The sequence below is a fragment of the Rhizobium sp. BT04 genome (assembly GCF_030053135.1).
Classification (GTDB): Bacteria; Pseudomonadota; Alphaproteobacteria; order Rhizobiales; family Rhizobiaceae; genus Rhizobium; species Rhizobium binxianense.
In genome coordinates, this window is sequence record NZ_CP125652.1 from 1,536,161 (window position 1) to 1,551,351 (window position 15,191).

Here is a 15,191-nt window from a genome sequence, read left to right on the forward strand (position 1 = left end):
TGGCTCATGTCTTTTCTCACGCTGACCAACATTCAGAAATCCTTCGGCCCGGTTCAGGTCGTCAAGAACTTCAACATGACGATCGAGAAGGGCGAGTTCGTGTCCTTCCTCGGACCGTCTGGCTGCGGCAAGACGACCGTTCTGCGCATGATCGCCGGCTTCGAAACACCGACCGGCGGCACGCTGACCATCAACGGCAAGGACCAGAGCTCGCTGAAACCGAACCAGCGCAATATCGGCATGGTGTTCCAGGCCTACGCGCTGTTCCCCAATATGACGGTCCACGACAATGTCGCCTTCGGCCTCAAGGTCGCCGGCGCCCCGAAGCCTGAAATCGACGCCCGCGTCAAGGAAATGCTCGGCCTGATCAAGCTCGATCACCTGGCCGACCGCTTCCCCTACCAGATGTCGGGCGGCCAACAGCAGCGTGTCGCCCTTGCCCGCGCGCTTGCCGTCAAGCCGCAGGTATTATTGCTCGACGAGCCGCTCTCCGCACTCGACGCCAAGATCCGCGTGTCGCTGCGCGAGGAAATCCGCCAGATCCAGCAGCAGCTCGGCATCACAACGGTCTTCGTCACCCACGATCAGGAAGAGGCGCTCTCGATCTCCGACCGCATCGTCGTCATGAATGCCGGCAAGGCCGACCAGATCGGTTCGCCCTTCGAAATCTACAACACGCCGGCGACGCGCTTCGTCGCTTCCTTCGTCGGCACGCTGAACCTCATCGAGGCCACGGTCGTCGACCCCAACACGAACCGCATCCAGATCGGCGACCAGGCTGTCACGCTGAAGCAGTCGGTCGCAGCCCACAAGGCCGGCGAGACCATTTCGCTGGCGCTGCGCCCGGAAGCAGGTTCGCTCTCCGACAGCGCCAGAAGCGACACGGCGCTGACCGGTCAGGTCGTCTCGGCGCACTTCCTGGGTTCGGTCATCCGCACCCGCATGAATGTCGGCGGCAACGTCATCTCCTTCGACATGTTCAACAGCCCGGGCACCACCCCGCCGCAGGCCGGCGAAACGGTAACGCTGCGCTTCATGGCAGCCGACCTGCTGATCATCCGCGACTGATTTCGCCAATACTGCTGAGGCAAAAGGCGCCGCGAAACGGCGCCTTTTTCATTTCAGGTCGTCCGACCTGTCAGCAAACGTGATGCAGCCATCACCGCAAAGCACTTGAACTCTCCCAGCTCGGTGCCAGAAGTTGAGCGAACCAAACGAGCCGGGTAGCCCTCCGTCCGGCATTTTACGCGATGGGATATGTCAATGATTACCTGCCACCTGCGTTATGTGATCGATCCACACAAGCTTGCCGAATTCGAGGAATATGCCCGGCTCTGGATTCCGATCGTCAACAGGATGGGCGGCACCCATCACGGTTATTTCCTGCCGTCCGAAGGCGCCAACAACATTGCCGTTGCCTTGTTTTCCTTCCCGAGCCTTGCCGCCTACGAGGACTATCGCACACGCATGGCAAGCGATCCGGAATGTCAGGCCGCGTTTGAACTCGACAAACACAACCGCAGTATCGTCAGCTATGAACGCAGTTTCATGCGGCCCTTGCTCGGCTGATCGAACCGTGCACGACGGGAAATGAAAAGCCCCGCCAGGCTTGTCGGGGCTTTTTCGTTCTGTCATGCGCTTAGCGGATCGCCTGGTCGTCTACATCGAAGCGATGCACGTGCGCCTGGTCCGGGGTCGCATAGACGATCTCGTCCGGTTCATACTGGTGCTCTCCGAAAAGACGCGCCGTCAGCAGGCCGCATTGGTCGGATTCCAGATAGATGATCGTGTCGGCGCCGAGATGCTCGACATGCACGACCTTCGCAGCCCAAGTCCCCTGTTCGCGCGACAACGTCAGGTGTTCGGGACGCACGCCGATCGTCTTGGCGCTGTGATCGCCGACCTTCTCGGCCGCGATGAAATTCATCTGCGGCGAGCCGATGAAGCCGGCAACGAAGACATTGGCCGGACGATTGTAAAGCTCCATCGGCGAACCGATCTGCTCGATCGCGCCGGCATTCAGCACCACGATCTTGTCGGCAAGCGTCATCGCCTCGACCTGGTCGTGGGTGACATAGATCATCGTTGCCTTCAGGCTGCGGTGCAGCCGGGCGATCTCGAGGCGGGTCTGGACGCGCAGCGCCGCATCGAGGTTCGACAGCGGTTCGTCGAACAGGAAGAGTTCCGGTTCGCGCACGATGGCACGGCCGATGGCGACGCGCTGGCGCTGGCCGCCGGAGAGCTCGGCCGGCCGCCGCGCCAGATAGGGTTCCAGTGAAAGCATGCCGGATGCCTTGCCGACACGCTTGTCGATCTCGTCCTTGGCGGTGCCGGCCTGCTTGAGACCGAGCCCCATATTGTCCTTGACCGTCAGGTGCGGATAGAGCGCGTAAGACTGGAACACCATGGCGATGCCGCGCTTGGCCGGTGGCGTCAGCGTCTCATCGCGGCCGTTGATGACCACCGCGCCCGAGGTGACGTCCTCAAGGCCCGCAATACTGCGCAGCAGCGTCGATTTCCCGCAGCCCGACGGCCCGACGAAGATGACGAATTCGCCGTCCTTGACTTCGAGGTCGATGCCTTTCAGCACCTCATGCGTGCCATAGGTCTTGCGGATGGATTTGAGTTGAAGCGATCCCACTGGTTATTCCTTATAATCTGACCGGCTGGCCGGTACGCACGCTCTCGTCGGCGGCAAGGCAGATGCGCAGCGATGCCACCGCATCCGCCATATGGCGATCGAGGTTCAGATCCTCGCGGATCGCCCTCAGCATGAAGGCCTGTTCCAGGTCGCAGAGCGCCTGATGACCGGGCTCGCCCGTCATTCTCATATCCTGGTCGGGCCGGATGAACTTGCCGTCCGGGCCGGTCTCGGCCGTGTGCAGACGGATCACCGACGTCTTGGTATGCGTGTCGATATCGTCGGACTTGGCGTTCGGATCCATGACGATCGACACCGCGCCCTTCGGCGACATCACATCCTTCACGAAGAAGGCGGTCTCAGAAATCATCGGCCCCCAGCCGGCCTCGTACCAGCCGACCGAGCCATCCTCGAAAAGCACCTGCAGGTGACCGTAATTATACATGTCGGCGGCGATCTCGTCGGACAGGCGCAGCCCCATGCCGCGCACCTCGACGGCCCTGGCGTCGGTAATCTGACACATGACGTCGACATAATGCACGCCGCAATCGACGATCGGCGAAGTTGTGCGCATCAGCGACTTGTGAGTCGCCCAGGTCGGGCCACTGGACTGCTGGTTGAGGTTCATGCGGAAGACGTAAGGCGGGCCGAGCTTGCGCGCCTCTTCGATCAGCTTCATCCAGGAAGGGTGATGGCGAAGGATATAGCCGATCACCAGCTTGCGCCCCGCCTTCTCAGCCGCCGCCACGACACGCTCGGCATCGGCGACCGTGGTCGCCAGCGGCTTCTCCACGAAGACGTCGCAGCCGGCCTCGAAGGCGGCGACGGCATAGTCGGCATGGCTGTCGGAATAGGTATTGATCGAGCAGAGGTCCGGCTTCAGCTCGGCGAGCGCCGTCATGAAGTCGGGATGGATCGTATAGGCCTGCAGCGCGGGCTCGAGCTGCGGCGTCGAGCGGTTGACGAGACCGACGATCTCGAAGCCTGGATTGTTGTGATAGGCGAGCGCATGGCTGCGGCCCATATTGCCGAGGCCGGCAACGAGGACACGGATCGGTTTTACGGTCACTTGACGGCTCCTGACGTGATGCCGCGGATCAGTTGCCGCGAGAAGATGACGTAAAGGACGAGGATCGGCAGGATCGCCAGCGACAGCGCCGCCAGCACCGCATTCCAGTTGGTGACGAACTGGCCGATGAAGATCTGCGAGCCGAGCGTGACCGTCTTCGTGGCCTCGGAAGGCGCCAGGATCAGCGGGAACCAGAGATCGTTCCAGATCGGGATCATGGTGAAGACGGCGACCGTCGCCATGGCGGGGCGCACCAGCGGCAGAACCAGGCGGAAGAAGATCGCATATTCGGAAAGCCCGTCGATGCGCCCGGCATTCTTGAGATCGTCCGAAACCGTGCGCATGAATTCCGACAGGATGAAGATCGCCAGCGGTATGCCCTGCGCGGTATAGACGAGGATCAGCGCCGTCAGCGTATTGACGAGGCCGGCCGCGACCATGCCCTGCAGGATCGCCACCGTGCCGAGACGGATCGGGATCATGATGCCGATCGCCATATAGAGCCCGAGCAGCGTATTGCCGCGGAAGCGATATTCCGAGAGCGCGAAGGCCGCCATGGCGCCGAAGAGCAGCACCAGCAGGATCGAGACGATCGTGACGATGAAGCTGTTCTGGAAATAGGTGGCGAAATCGCCCTGCCCCAGCACCGTCTGGTAGCCGACGAGGCTGAAGGTCGACGGCGTCGGGATCATCAGCGGCTCGCGGAAGATCGAGGCGCGATCCTTGAAGGAGTTGACGATGGTCAGAAACACCGGAAACAGCGCGACCAGCGTATAGGCGCTCAGCGCCAGATGCACGAGGCCGGTGCGGATGGGAGATGTGCGTGCCTTGGACATGCGCGCTCCTCAGAACTGGTAGCGACGCATGCGTCGCTGGATGACGAAGAGATAAAGCGAGACGCCGGCGAGGATGATGAGGAACATCACCGTGGCGATCGTCGCGCCCATCGAGCGGTCGCCGAGCTGCAGCTGGAAACCGAAGAAGGTGCGGTAGAGCAGCGTGCCGAGAATGTCGGTTGACATGTCGGGCCCGGCAAGCGCCCCCTGCACGGTATAGATCAGGTCGAAGGCGTTGAAATTGCCGACGAAGGTCAGGATCGAGATGATGCCGATCGCCGGCAGGATGAGCGGCAGCTTGATCTTCCAGAACTGTGCCCAGCCGGTGATGCCGTCGCATTCGGCTGCCTCGATCACCTCTTCGGGGATGCTGAGAAGCGCTGCATAGATCAGCATCATCGGAATGCCGATATATTGCCAGTTGGAGATCAGCGACACAGCAATCAGCGCCGGGCCGGACTGGCCAAGCCAGGGCGCGAACAGGAATTTCAGGCCGATGAGATCGAGCATCCAGGGCGCGACACCCCAGATCGGCGAAAGGATGAGTTTCCAGATGAAACCGACGATGACGAAAGAGAGCAGCGTCGGCAGAAACATCGCCGTGCGATAGAAGGCGACACCGCGCAGCTTCGGCACCGAAAGCAGGCCGGCAAGCGCCACGCCGATCGGGTTCTGCACACACATGTGGATAGCAAAAAAGATCAGGTTGTTGACGAGCGCATTCCAGAAATCGCGCGCCCAGCGCGGATCGCCGAACAGCACTTTGAAATTCGCCAGTCCGACGAAGGCCGGCTGCCCGTCGACCGTATTGTAGAGCGAAAGCCGGAGCGTTTCGATGAGTGGCAGCACCATGACCGCGGAATAGACGATCAGGGCCGGCAGCATGAAGACGAAAATGTGCCAGCGCACCGGGCGCTTGATCGGAACGATATCGGCCGCGTTGTCGGTTTGGCTCATGGCTTTGCCCGTTCTAGTCGCCTGGCCGCAAGGCGCAGCGCAGATGGATAACGTTGCGCCTCACCCTCACCTTCTCTCCCTATACGAGAAGGAACGCGCCCTGCTGGGATGTCATGTCGGGCTGGGAGGTCGCTGCGAGTCTCCCTCTCCCCGCAAGCGGGGAGAAGGTGGCCGGCAGGCCGGATGAGGGGCTGCAAACGCCGCCCCTGATCACTTCACTTGGCCGGCTTGTACCAGCTGTCGAGGCCCTTCTGGAGCTTCTCGGCAGCAACCGCCGGCGTATCCGTGCCGTTGATCACGTTGGCCGATTCGACCCAGGTCTCGTTTTCGAGGTTCGGCGTGCCGCGCGACAAGATCTGGTAGGTCGAGCGCACGGTCGACTTGTACGGGCCCCGCCAGGAAACGAATTCCTGAGCCAGCGGATCGGACATCTTGACCGGGGTGGAGTTCAGGCTGAAGAAGCCCGGCAGGGAGTTCGCGTAGATGTCGGCGAACTCGGGCGAAGCGACCCAGCTCAAGAACTTCTTGGCTTCTTCGGCATGCTTGCTCTTGGCATTCAGAGCGACGCCGATATCCGGATGGTCGGAGATATAGCCGGTGTCACCGGCCTTCGGAACCGGCGGCGGGAAGGCGCCCATCTTGAACTGCGCCTGCGTGTTGAAGAGCGCAATTTCCCAGGAACCGGCCGGATAGATGGCGGCGCGGCCGAGCGTGAAGAGGTTCTGGCTGTCCGAATAGGTCTGGGCTTCGAAACCGTCGCCGAGATAGGGCTTCCACTTGGCCAGCTCTTCATAGGGCTTGACCCAGTCGGCATCGGTCAGCTTCTGCTTGCCTGATATCAGGGCCTCGCGGCCTTCCTCACCCTTCCAGTAGTTCGGGCCGATGTTCTGGTAGCCCATGGTGGCGGCTTCCCAGAGGTCCTTCGTGCCCATGGCGAGCGGAATATAGGTGCCGTCGGCCTTGATCTTGTCGAGGGCTGCGAAGAACTCGTCTTCGGTCTTCGGAATGGAAATACCGAGCTTGTCGAAGGCATCCTTGTTGTAGATGAAGCCATGGATGACCGAAGCCATCGGCACGCAGAAGGTCGACTTGCCGTCGTCGGTCGACCAGGCGGCCTTGGCGACCGGAGAGAAGTTCTCCATGCCGGGCAGGCTGGTGATGTCGACGAGCTGCTTCTTGTTGAAGAGTTCGAGCGATGCGTCGAACGGACGGCAGGTGATGATATCGCCTGCGGAGCCGGCATCGAGCTTGGCGTTCAGCGAAGCATTATATTCGGTCGGCGCGGTCGGCGAGAAGACGATCTTGATACCCGGGTTCTTGGCTTCGAAAGCCGGGATGATCTTCTCCTGCCAGATTTGCAGGTCGTCGTTACGCCAGCTTTCGACCGTCAGCGTGACGTCGGCGGCATGGACGAGACCTGCCGACGTCAGTAGGCTTGAGGCAAGCAGGAAGCTTTTCAGAGCAGTGTTTTTCATTTCCCTCTCCTGTTTTCAGGCGCCGGAAGGCGCCGTTTTCGATCTGAAACAAGCAGTTGGCGTGTCTGAGGAAACACCCCAATGCCCCTTGGAGGGCCGTCAGCGGCTGCCGACCCCGAAAGCTCGATGGGACGCAAAGGCGGATCGCCTGCGGCCGGACTATGCGCCTTGCCGATGACCTGCACCGGACGCGCCGAAATGATGGGAAAGCCGATGACGCCTGAATTCCACTACCGCCCCGACAGGCCGGCGGCATTCTGGCAATCATTCCCGAAGCGGTTCCGGCTTGGCTGTGCTGCCGGTTTTCGTGGGCTTCGAAATGCTGTTCCCTTTTGTCGAATTAAGGCCAAAAAAATACCAATTGTCCAGCCGAATTTAACTTTTTCGCCGCCAAAAATTCATTAAAAAATTTTATCAAGCAAAATCAATATGATAAAAAGGTACATTTTCTCAATCATTCCCACTTGGTAAATGGTATTTTTTTGGTATTGTATTCAAAACATGTGGGAACGGCGTATTCGGAGGTCCGATGACGGAGCTTGCAATCGGCATAGATGGCGGCGGAACGAGTTGCCGGGCCGCAGTGGCGGACAGGAGCGGCAATGTCATCGGTCGCGGCAGATCAGGCCCCGCCAACATCCTGTCAGATCTCGAAAACTCTCTTTTCAACATCGTCGAATCCGCCCGCTATGCGCTGCGCGATGCGAGGCTCGACGCTGAAGCGATTTCCTCCGTTGTATCAGTCGTCGGTGTCGCCGGCGCCAATGTCACGGATTACGGCCAGCGAATCGAAAAGGCCCTGCCCTTTGCCGAAGGCCGCGTCGTCACCGATGCGCTGATCGCGCTACAAGGCGCGCTCGGCGATGCCGACGGCATCGTCGGCGCCTTCGGCACCGGCTCGGTCTACAATGCCCGTAGAGATGGCCGGCTGAATGGCATCGGCGGCTGGGGCTTCGTCGTCGGCGACCAGGCGAGCGGCGCCCGCCTCGGCCGCGACCTTATGGAACGCTCGCTCCTCGCCCATGACCAGGTGCGTCCGGCATCGCCGATGACCGAGGCGGTCATGGCGGAATACGGCAACGACCCCGAGCGCATCGTCGAATTCGCCCATTCGGCACGGCCGACGGATTTCGCCCGTTACGCGCCTGTTGTCTTCGAACATGCCGCCAAGGGTGATGCCGTTGCGGCCGGCATCGTCACCGATGCGGCGACGGCGATCGGCGAAAGCCTTGAAGCACTGCTATGGTCCGAATGCCCGTCGATCTGCCTGCTCGGTGGCCTTGCGGGAGCCTATGAGCCGTGGCTTTCCGAACGCTACAGGTCACGGCTTGCCAAGCCGAAGGGAGATGCCCTGCAGGGTGCGGTGGAACTTGCGGTCAAGCTTCTGAACGATCAGCAGAGAGGTGCGGCATGACCGACGATCTCGCCACAATCCTGTCGCTGGAACGCCTGCAGGCGGCCGGCACCGGCCCGCTCTATGTCAAGCTGCGCCGCACGCTCGAAGAAGCCGTGCGCACAGGCACCCTCGGCCATGGCGACGCGCTGCCGCCGGAGCGCGACATCGCCGAACTTGCCGCCGTCAGCCGGGTCACCGTACGCAAGGCGATCGACGAACTCGTCGCCGACGGCCTGCTGGTGCGCCGCCACGGCTCGGGCACCTTCGTCGCCAAGCCGGTCTCCAAGGTCGAGCAGCGCCTGTCGCAGCTCACCTCCTTCACCGAAGACATGGCGCGCCGCGGCATGTCCTCGCGCTCCGAATGGCTGCATAAGGGCATCCACACCCCCTCGCCCGACGAGATGATGATCCTCGGCCTCGCCGCCGACGTAAAGGTTTCGCGCCTCTCCCGTCTGCGCATCGCCGACGACCAGCCGCTGGCGATCGAAAATGCCAGCGTCTCCGGCGAATTCCTGCCGGATCCGGCGGCGGTCACCAATTCGCTCTATGCCGAACTCGAACGCCTCCAGGTCCGACCCGTGCGCGCCGTGCAGCGCATTTCGGCGACCAATATGAAGGAAGCCGACGCCCAGCTTCTCGGCGTCCCCGTCGGCGCCGCCGGCCTGTCGATCGAGCGCATTTCCTACCTCGGCTCCGGCCGCGCCGTGGAATTCACCCGCTCGCTCTATCGCGGCGACGCTTATGACTTTGTCGCGGAGCTGACGATCGCGGTCACGTAGACCTTACCAGAAGCGGGCAATCCAAAGGTCGCGTCCGCTAAGTTCGTCGAAGATCATGTCGGCGGAGATGATTGGTATACCATTATGCATGGCGGTTGCCGCAAGCAGCCGGTCGAAGGGATCTCGATGCTGCCACTCTATGACAGCAGCGGTCAAACATATATCCGGCGTCAGCGCGGCGGTAACGCCGCCCTGTTCATGCAACAGATCTGCGAGCCGCTCGATGAAAGGCTCCATCTCCGGCCATTTGCCAAGACGAACCTTCTGCCCAATTTCAAACAGGGATATTGGACTGACGAGAATAATCTCCGCCTTTTCGATCAAAGCAATCGCCTTGGCCGAGAGCCGCTCGTCGCCGGTCAGCGACCATGCCCAGGCATGGGTGTCGAGCAGAAGCGAATTCACTCGGCCCCTTCCCAGGATGCAAGTTCGCCCTCATCCATGGGTTCGAAAAAGTCCGGCCCACGTCCAACAACCTGCCCTTTGAGCAGGCCGACTTTAAAGGAAGGCTGCACAATCGGAATGATCTTCACGACAGGTTTGCGCCCCTTGGCAATCACCACCTCCTCACCGGAAAGAGCGGCGTCGATCAATTTCGACAGATTGGTCTTTGCGGCATGGATCGTAACCTGCATCGCGGCCCTCATTAGCTAACTTAGCTAATGATATCATTTCACCTCGCATTCTGCCATCAAATTCAAAGGATGTGAAATCGAGGGAATTGTTAAGCCACATCAATATCATAAAGTCGGAAAGTGAATCACCTCCCGGCTTTTCCGCGCATTGAATCAATCTCTGAGTTTGCCGCCTTAAGCGACGAGGATGACTCGGCCATCAGGCCGCGTCGTCGATTTCCTCATCCGCCTTGCGCGGCACGTAGTTCAGCACCGGTCCGAGCCAGCGTTCGACTTCGGAAACCTCCATGCCCTTGCGCTTGGCATAGTCTTGCACCTGGTCCCGCTCCACCTTGGCGACGCCGAAATAGTAGGAGTCGGGGTGGCCGATATAGAGGCCGGAGACCGAGGAACCCGGCCACATCGCATAGCTCTCCGTCAGCTTCACACCGGCCGCTTTTTCAGCGTCGAGCAGCTTGAAGAGTGTTGCCTTTTCGGTGTGATCGGGCTGTGCGGGATAACCCGGCGCCGGGCGAATACCGGCATAGGCTTCGGTGATGAGATCCTCGTTGCTGAGCGTCTCGTCCTTGGCATAACCCCAATAGTCGCGACGCACCTGCTCATGCATGCGCTCGGCAAAAGCTTCGGCGAAGCGGTCGGCGAGCGCCTTGACGAGGATCGAGGAATAATCGTCGTTGGCGCGTTCGAAGCGCTCGGCGATGGCGATTTCCTCGATGCCGGCCGTGACCACGAAGCCGCCGACATAATCCTTTACACCGCTTGTGACAGGCGCGACGAAGTCGGAGAGCGCAACGTTCGGTCGCCCGTCCCGCTTCGAAAGCTGCTGGCGCAGCGTATAGAAGGTCTCGAGTTCCTGTTTGCGGCTTTCGTCCGTGAACAGGCGGATATCGTCGCCGACGGCGCCGGCCGGCCAGAAGCCGATGACGGCGCGCGGGCGGAACCACTTCTCGTCGATGATCTTCTTCAGCATGCTCTGCGCATCGGCCCAGAGCGCACGCGCCGCCTCGCCCTGCTTCTCGTCCTCGAGAATGGCGGGGTAACGGCCGCGCAGTTCCCAGGTCTGGAAGAACGGCGTCCAGTCGATGTATCTGGCAAGCTCGGCGAGATCGTAATCCTCGAACACCTGCGTGCCGAAGAATTGCGGCTTGGTCGGCTGGTAGGCCGACCAGTCGACCTTATGGGCATTCTCACGGGCTCGCGGTAGCGGCAGGCGCACCTTCTCGGCTTCGCTGCGCGCATGGGCGGCCGCCACCTTGGCATATTCGGCTCTGATATCATCAACATAGCTCTGGCGCGTTTCCGGCGAGAGCAGCGCGGAGACGACGCCGACGGCGCGGCTGGCATCGGTGACGTAGACCGTCTGCCCCTTGTTGTAGCCCGGATGGATCTTCACGGCCGTATGCACGCGGCTGGTCGTCGCCCCGCCGATCAGCAATGGGATCTCGAAACCCTGCCGCTCCATCTCGGCGGCGACATGCACCATCTCGTCGAGCGACGGCGTGATCAGGCCCGAAAGACCGATGACATCGACCTTTTCGGCGATCGCCGTTTCGAGGATCTTCGTCGCCGGCACCATGACGCCGAGGTCGACGATCTCGTAATTGTTGCAGGCCAGCACGACGCCGACGATGTTCTTGCCGATATCGTGCACATCGCCCTTGACGGTCGCCATCAGGATCTTGCCGGCCGACTGGCGCTCTTCGCCGCCATTGAGGCGCTTTTCCTCTTCCATGTAAGGCAGCAGCACGGCGACCGCCTGCTTCATGACGCGCGCCGACTTCACCACCTGCGGCAGGAACATCTTGCCCGAGCCGAAGAGGTCGCCGACGACGTTCATGCCGGCCATCAGCGGGCCCTCGATGACATGCAGCGGCCGGGCGGCCTGCTGGCGCGCCTCCTCGGTATCGGCTTCGATATATTCGGTGATGCCGTTGACCAGCGCATGTTCGAGACGCTTCTCGACGCTCCATTCGCGCCAGGAGAGATCCTGGACACGGCCTTCCCTGGCGCCGGCGCCGCGGAAACGCTCGGCCACTTCGAGCAGCCGCTCGGTGGCTTCGGGGCGGCGGTTCAGCACCACGTCCTCGCAGGCCTGGCGCAATTCGGGATCGATATTGTCGTAGACCGCCAGCTGGCCGGCATTGACGATGCCCATGTCCATGCCCGCCTGGATGGCGTGGTAGAGGAACACGGCATGCATCGCTTCGCGCACCGGCTCGTTGCCGCGGAACGAGAAGGACAGGTTGGAAACGCCGCCGGAGATATGCACGAGCGGCATGCGCTCACGGATCGTCCGCGTCGCCTCGATGAAATCGACGCCGTAATTATTGTGCTCTTCGATGCCGGTCGCGACCGCGAAGATGTTCGGGTCGAAGATGATGTCCTCGGGCGGGAAGCCGATCTTCTCGGTCAGCAGCTTGTAGGCGCGCGTGCAAATTTCCACCTTGCGCTCATAGCTGTCCGCCTGTCCCGTCTCGTCGAAGGCCATGACGACGACGGCGGCACCATAATTGTGCAGCAGCCGCGCCTGGGCGAGGAAATTTTCCTCGCCTTCCTTCAGCGAGATCGAGTTGACGATCGGCTTGCCCTGGACGCGCTTCAGGCCGGATTCGATGATCGAGAATTTCGACGAGTCGATCATCACGGGCACACGGGCAATGTCAGGCTCGGCGGCGATCAGGTTGAGGAACTCGACCATCGCCTTTTCGGAATCGATCAGGCCCTCGTCCATGTTGATGTCGATCACCTGCGCGCCGTTCTCGACCTGGTCGCGGGCGACATCGAGCGCTGCCGTGTAATCGGCATTGGTGATCAGCTTGCGGAACTTCGCCGAGCCGGTGACGTTGGTGCGCTCGCCGACGTTGACGAAGGGAATGTCCTTGGTCAGTTCGAAGGGTTCGAGACCCGACAGCGACATGAAGGGGCGATGCTCAGGGATCGGCCGCGGCTTGTATTTCGCCACGGTCTCGGCAATCGCCCGGATATGTTCCGGCGTCGAACCGCAGCAGCCACCGACGATATTGACCAGGCCTTCGCGGGCGAAGCTGTCGATCTGCGCCGCCATCAGCTCCGGCGTTTCGTCATACTGGCCGAATTCGTTCGGCAGGCCGGCATTCGGATAGGCGCAAATGAAGGTGTCAGCGACGCCCGAAAGCTCCTGCAGATGCGGGCGCATCGCATTGGCGCCGAGCGCGCAGTTGAGGCCGATCGTGAACGGGTTGGCATGACGCACCGAGTTCCAGAAGGCCGACGGCGTCTGGCCGGAGAGCGTGCGGCCGGAAAGATCGGTGATCGTGCCGGAGATCATCACCGGCAGGCGCACGCCTTTGGCCGCGAAGCGCTCCTCGCAGGCGAAAATCGCCGCCTTGGCGTTCAGCGTGTCGAAAATCGTCTCGATGAGGATGATGTCGGCGCCGCCGTCGATCAGCCCGTCGATCTGCTCGCCATAGGCGTCGCGCAGATCGTCGAAAGTGACGGCGCGGAAACCGGGATTGTTGACGTCGGGCGAGATCGAGGCGGTGCGGTTGGTCGGCCCGATGGCGCCGGCAACGAAGCGGCGGCGGCCGTCCTCGCGTTCGGCGCGCTGGGCTGCCCGGCGGACGATCTCGGCGCCTTCCTTGTTGAGGTCGTAGACCGCGCCTTCCATCTCGTAATCGGCCTGCGCGATGCGGGTCGAGGAGAAGGTGTTGGTCTCGAGAATATCGGCGCCGGCCTTGGCGTATTTGTAATGGATCTCTTCGATCGCATCCGGCTGGGTCAGGATCAGAAGGTCGTTATTGCCCTTCTGGTGACAGGCGCAGCCGATGAAGCGCGTGCCGCGGAACTGGTCTTCGTCATAGCCGAGCCCTTGGATCTGCGTACCCATGGCGCCGTCGAGGACAAGGATGCGCTCGCTCGCGGCTTGTTTCAAAGCCGCGAAAACTTCGCTGCCGTCACGCTTGCCCGTTTCCGGACCAAAGAGGGTGTCAAACACGGGAGGGCTCCTTGACGTCGTAAGACCAGACTTCCAAATCACATAAAGATATCTTTATGTCAATATATGGCTAGTGATTTCGTGCTTTGCAAACCTTCGCCGATGACAGGTTCACTCGACCTCTATATAGGCGTTTGCGACGTTTGTGCACGAAATCGGAGGAGCATCATGGCACCCACAACCGGCAACGCCGTGCTTGGAAACTGGACGACCCACGCCTATCATCGCGGCTGGCTGCTCAACCAGGCGAACGGCCTCTTCGATTTCTTCCAGCACAATTCCGTCAACCCCAAGGGCGGCTTCTACGATCTCGACGATCAAGGCAGGCCGCTCGACGCCGAGGGCCAGGTGCGCGGCATCCATATTGCGGCGCGCGCCGTGCACTGCTTCTCGATCGGCGCCCTGCTCGGCCGCCCGGGGGCTGGCGATCTCGTCGACCACGGCATGGACTATCTCTGGAACCACCATCGCGACCGGAAAAACGGCGGCTATTTCTGGTCGCTTAACAATGACGGTCCGGTCGATTCCAACAAGCAGGGTTATGGCCATGCCTTCGTGCTGCTCGCCGCCTCCTCCGCAAAAACCATCGGCCATCCGCTGGCCGACGGCATGCTCGACGATATCACCGAGATCCTGACCACCAAGTTCTGGGAAGCCAAGCACGGCGCGATCGCCGAGGAATTCACCGCCGACTGGCAGCCGCTCGACGGCGGCGCCTATCGCGGCCAGAACTCTAACATGCACCTAACCGAAGCGCTGATGGCGGCCTTCGAAGCCACCGGCGACAAACACTATCTGACCAAGGCCGAAAGCATCGCCGATCTCGTCATCCGCCGGGCAGCCGGTTCGGTCGACTGGCGCGTTGCCGAGCATTTCGACGCCGAATGGACCCTCGACAAGACTTATTATCACCCGAATGAAATGTTCCGCCCGGCCGGCACGACGCCCGGCCACTGGCTGGAATGGGCCCGCCTGATCCTGCAGCTCTGGGCGCTCGGCGGTAAACGCATCGAATGGATGCCGGATGCTGCCAAGGCGCTGTTTGCCCAATCCATGGCGCTCGGCTGGGACAACGACAGGGGCGGCTTCTTCTACACGCTCGACTGGGACGACAAGCCCGCCAAGCGCAACAAGCTCTGGTGGCCGGCCTGCGAAGGTGCGGCTGCCGCACACTTCCTCAACGAGCACCTGCCGAGCGATTTCCACGAGGAGAGCTACCGCAAGATCTGGAACGTGATCGAACGCGCCTTCATCGACCACAAGAACGGCGGCTGGCACGAAGAACTGACGGAAGATCTCGTGCCCTCGCACTCGCTGTTCCCCGGCAAGGGCGACATCTACCACGCCCTGCAGGCCTGCCTCATCCCGCTCTTCCCGGCCACCGGCAGCCTGACGAAGGGCATCGCCGAGGCCGGCGGCAAGCTCTGAGG

14 protein-coding genes are annotated in these 15,191 nt (G+C 61.5%); 6 read left to right on the forward strand and 8 right to left on the reverse strand.

Annotated elements, in window-relative coordinates; translation table 11 throughout:
- The first annotated feature begins 6 nt into the window (after positions 1–6).
- Both QMO82_RS16100 and QMO82_RS16105 read left to right on the forward strand, forming a co-directional pair.
- The gene (locus QMO82_RS16100) at positions 7–1,068 is read left to right on the forward strand and encodes an ABC transporter ATP-binding protein (protein ID WP_183608143.1); all 1,062 of its coding nucleotides are present in this window, start codon (positions 7–9) and stop codon (positions 1,066–1,068) included.
- Positions 1,069–1,263: 195 nt separating this feature from the next.
- The gene (locus QMO82_RS16105) at positions 1,264–1,569 is read left to right on the forward strand and encodes an NIPSNAP family protein (RefSeq protein ID WP_183608142.1); all 306 of its coding nucleotides are present in this window, start codon (positions 1,264–1,266) and stop codon (positions 1,567–1,569) included.
- A 70-nt stretch (positions 1,570–1,639) separates the two neighbouring features.
- Here QMO82_RS16105 and QMO82_RS16110 read toward each other — a convergent pair whose 3' ends face one another.
- From QMO82_RS16110 to QMO82_RS16130, 5 genes are all read right to left on the reverse strand, one after another.
- Entirely contained in the window at positions 1,640–2,641 is a 1,002-nt protein-coding gene (locus QMO82_RS16110) for an ABC transporter ATP-binding protein (RefSeq protein WP_183608141.1), read from the reverse strand.
- A gap of 10 nt (positions 2,642–2,651) precedes the next feature.
- Positions 2,652–3,710, reverse strand: coding sequence for a Gfo/Idh/MocA family protein (locus QMO82_RS16115; RefSeq protein ID WP_183608140.1), 1,059 nt, complete (start codon positions 3,708–3,710; stop codon positions 2,652–2,654).
- Positions 3,707–4,546, reverse strand: a complete 840-nt coding sequence (locus QMO82_RS16120; RefSeq protein WP_028755805.1) for a carbohydrate ABC transporter permease — start codon at positions 4,544–4,546, stop codon at positions 3,707–3,709. The genes QMO82_RS16115 and QMO82_RS16120 overlap by 4 nt, the downstream gene beginning before the upstream one ends.
- A 9-nt stretch (positions 4,547–4,555) precedes the next feature.
- On the reverse strand, positions 4,556–5,503 hold the full coding sequence (locus QMO82_RS16125; RefSeq protein ID WP_183608139.1) for a carbohydrate ABC transporter permease: 948 nt from the start codon (positions 5,501–5,503) through the stop codon (positions 4,556–4,558).
- 215 nt (positions 5,504–5,718) lie between these two features.
- A complete protein-coding gene (locus tag QMO82_RS16130) occupies positions 5,719–6,978 on the reverse strand; it encodes an ABC transporter substrate-binding protein (RefSeq protein WP_183608138.1) in 1,260 nt (419 codons plus the stop codon).
- Positions 6,979–7,104: 126 nt separating this feature from the next.
- Between QMO82_RS16130 and QMO82_RS16135 the strand changes: the two genes are divergently transcribed.
- The 3 genes from QMO82_RS16135 (at position 7,105) to QMO82_RS16145 (ending at position 9,153) form a co-directional block, all read left to right on the forward strand.
- Entirely contained in the window at positions 7,105–7,383 is a 279-nt protein-coding gene (locus tag QMO82_RS16135) for a hypothetical protein (RefSeq protein WP_183608137.1), read from the forward strand.
- A gap of 124 nt (positions 7,384–7,507) precedes the next feature.
- The gene (locus QMO82_RS16140; protein ID WP_183608136.1) at positions 7,508–8,392 is read left to right on the forward strand and encodes an N-acetylglucosamine kinase; all 885 of its coding nucleotides are present in this window, start codon (positions 7,508–7,510) and stop codon (positions 8,390–8,392) included.
- Positions 8,389–9,153, forward strand: coding sequence for a GntR family transcriptional regulator (locus tag QMO82_RS16145; RefSeq protein ID WP_183608135.1), 765 nt, complete (start codon positions 8,389–8,391; stop codon positions 9,151–9,153). The genes QMO82_RS16140 and QMO82_RS16145 overlap by 4 nt, the downstream gene beginning before the upstream one ends.
- A gap of 3 nt (positions 9,154–9,156) precedes the next feature.
- Here the strand turns inward: QMO82_RS16145 and QMO82_RS16150 are convergent, their stop codons facing one another.
- The 3 genes from QMO82_RS16150 to metH form a co-directional block, all read right to left on the reverse strand.
- Positions 9,157–9,558 carry a type II toxin-antitoxin system VapC family toxin gene (locus QMO82_RS16150; RefSeq protein WP_183608134.1) on the reverse strand — a complete coding sequence of 134 codons (402 nt, stop codon included), beginning with the start codon at positions 9,556–9,558 and terminating at the stop codon, positions 9,157–9,159.
- Complete coding sequence (locus tag QMO82_RS16155; RefSeq protein ID WP_183608133.1) at positions 9,555–9,788, reverse strand: type II toxin-antitoxin system Phd/YefM family antitoxin; 234 nt, start codon at positions 9,786–9,788, stop codon at positions 9,555–9,557. Before QMO82_RS16155 ends, QMO82_RS16150 begins: the two co-directional genes overlap by 4 nt.
- Before the next feature lie 199 nt (positions 9,789–9,987).
- Positions 9,988–13,761 (reverse strand): methionine synthase, encoded by a 3,774-nt coding sequence (gene metH, locus QMO82_RS16160; protein WP_183608132.1) that lies wholly within the window; start codon positions 13,759–13,761, stop codon positions 9,988–9,990.
- 168 nt (positions 13,762–13,929) lie between these two features.
- On the opposite strand from metH, the gene QMO82_RS16165 reads away from it, so the two are divergent.
- Positions 13,930–15,189 carry an AGE family epimerase/isomerase gene (locus QMO82_RS16165; RefSeq protein WP_183608131.1) on the forward strand — a complete coding sequence of 420 codons (1,260 nt, stop codon included), beginning with the start codon at positions 13,930–13,932 and terminating at the stop codon, positions 15,187–15,189.
- Positions 15,190–15,191 lie beyond the last annotated feature (2 nt).

Coding starts and splice junctions, on each gene's coding strand:
- QMO82_RS16100 (WP_183608143.1), top strand. CDS start 7: ATGTCTTTTCTCACGCTGACCAACATTCAGAAATCCTTCGGCCCGGTT.
- QMO82_RS16105 (WP_183608142.1), top strand. CDS start 1,264: ATGATTACCTGCCACCTGCGTTATGTGATCGATCCACACAAGCTTGCC.
- QMO82_RS16120 (WP_028755805.1), bottom strand. CDS start 4,546: ATGTCCAAGGCACGCACATCTCCCATCCGCACCGGCCTCGTGCATCTG.
- QMO82_RS16125 (WP_183608139.1), bottom strand. CDS start 5,503: ATGAGCCAAACCGACAACGCGGCCGATATCGTTCCGATCAAGCGCCCG.
- QMO82_RS16130 (WP_183608138.1), bottom strand. CDS start 6,978: ATGAAAAACACTGCTCTGAAAAGCTTCCTGCTTGCCTCAAGCCTACTG.
- QMO82_RS16135 (WP_183608137.1), top strand. CDS start 7,105: ATGGGACGCAAAGGCGGATCGCCTGCGGCCGGACTATGCGCCTTGCCG.
- QMO82_RS16140 (WP_183608136.1), top strand. CDS start 7,508: ATGACGGAGCTTGCAATCGGCATAGATGGCGGCGGAACGAGTTGCCGG.
- QMO82_RS16145 (WP_183608135.1), top strand. CDS start 8,389: ATGACCGACGATCTCGCCACAATCCTGTCGCTGGAACGCCTGCAGGCG.
- QMO82_RS16155 (WP_183608133.1), bottom strand. CDS start 9,788: ATGCAGGTTACGATCCATGCCGCAAAGACCAATCTGTCGAAATTGATC.
- QMO82_RS16165 (WP_183608131.1), top strand. CDS start 13,930: ATGGCACCCACAACCGGCAACGCCGTGCTTGGAAACTGGACGACCCAC.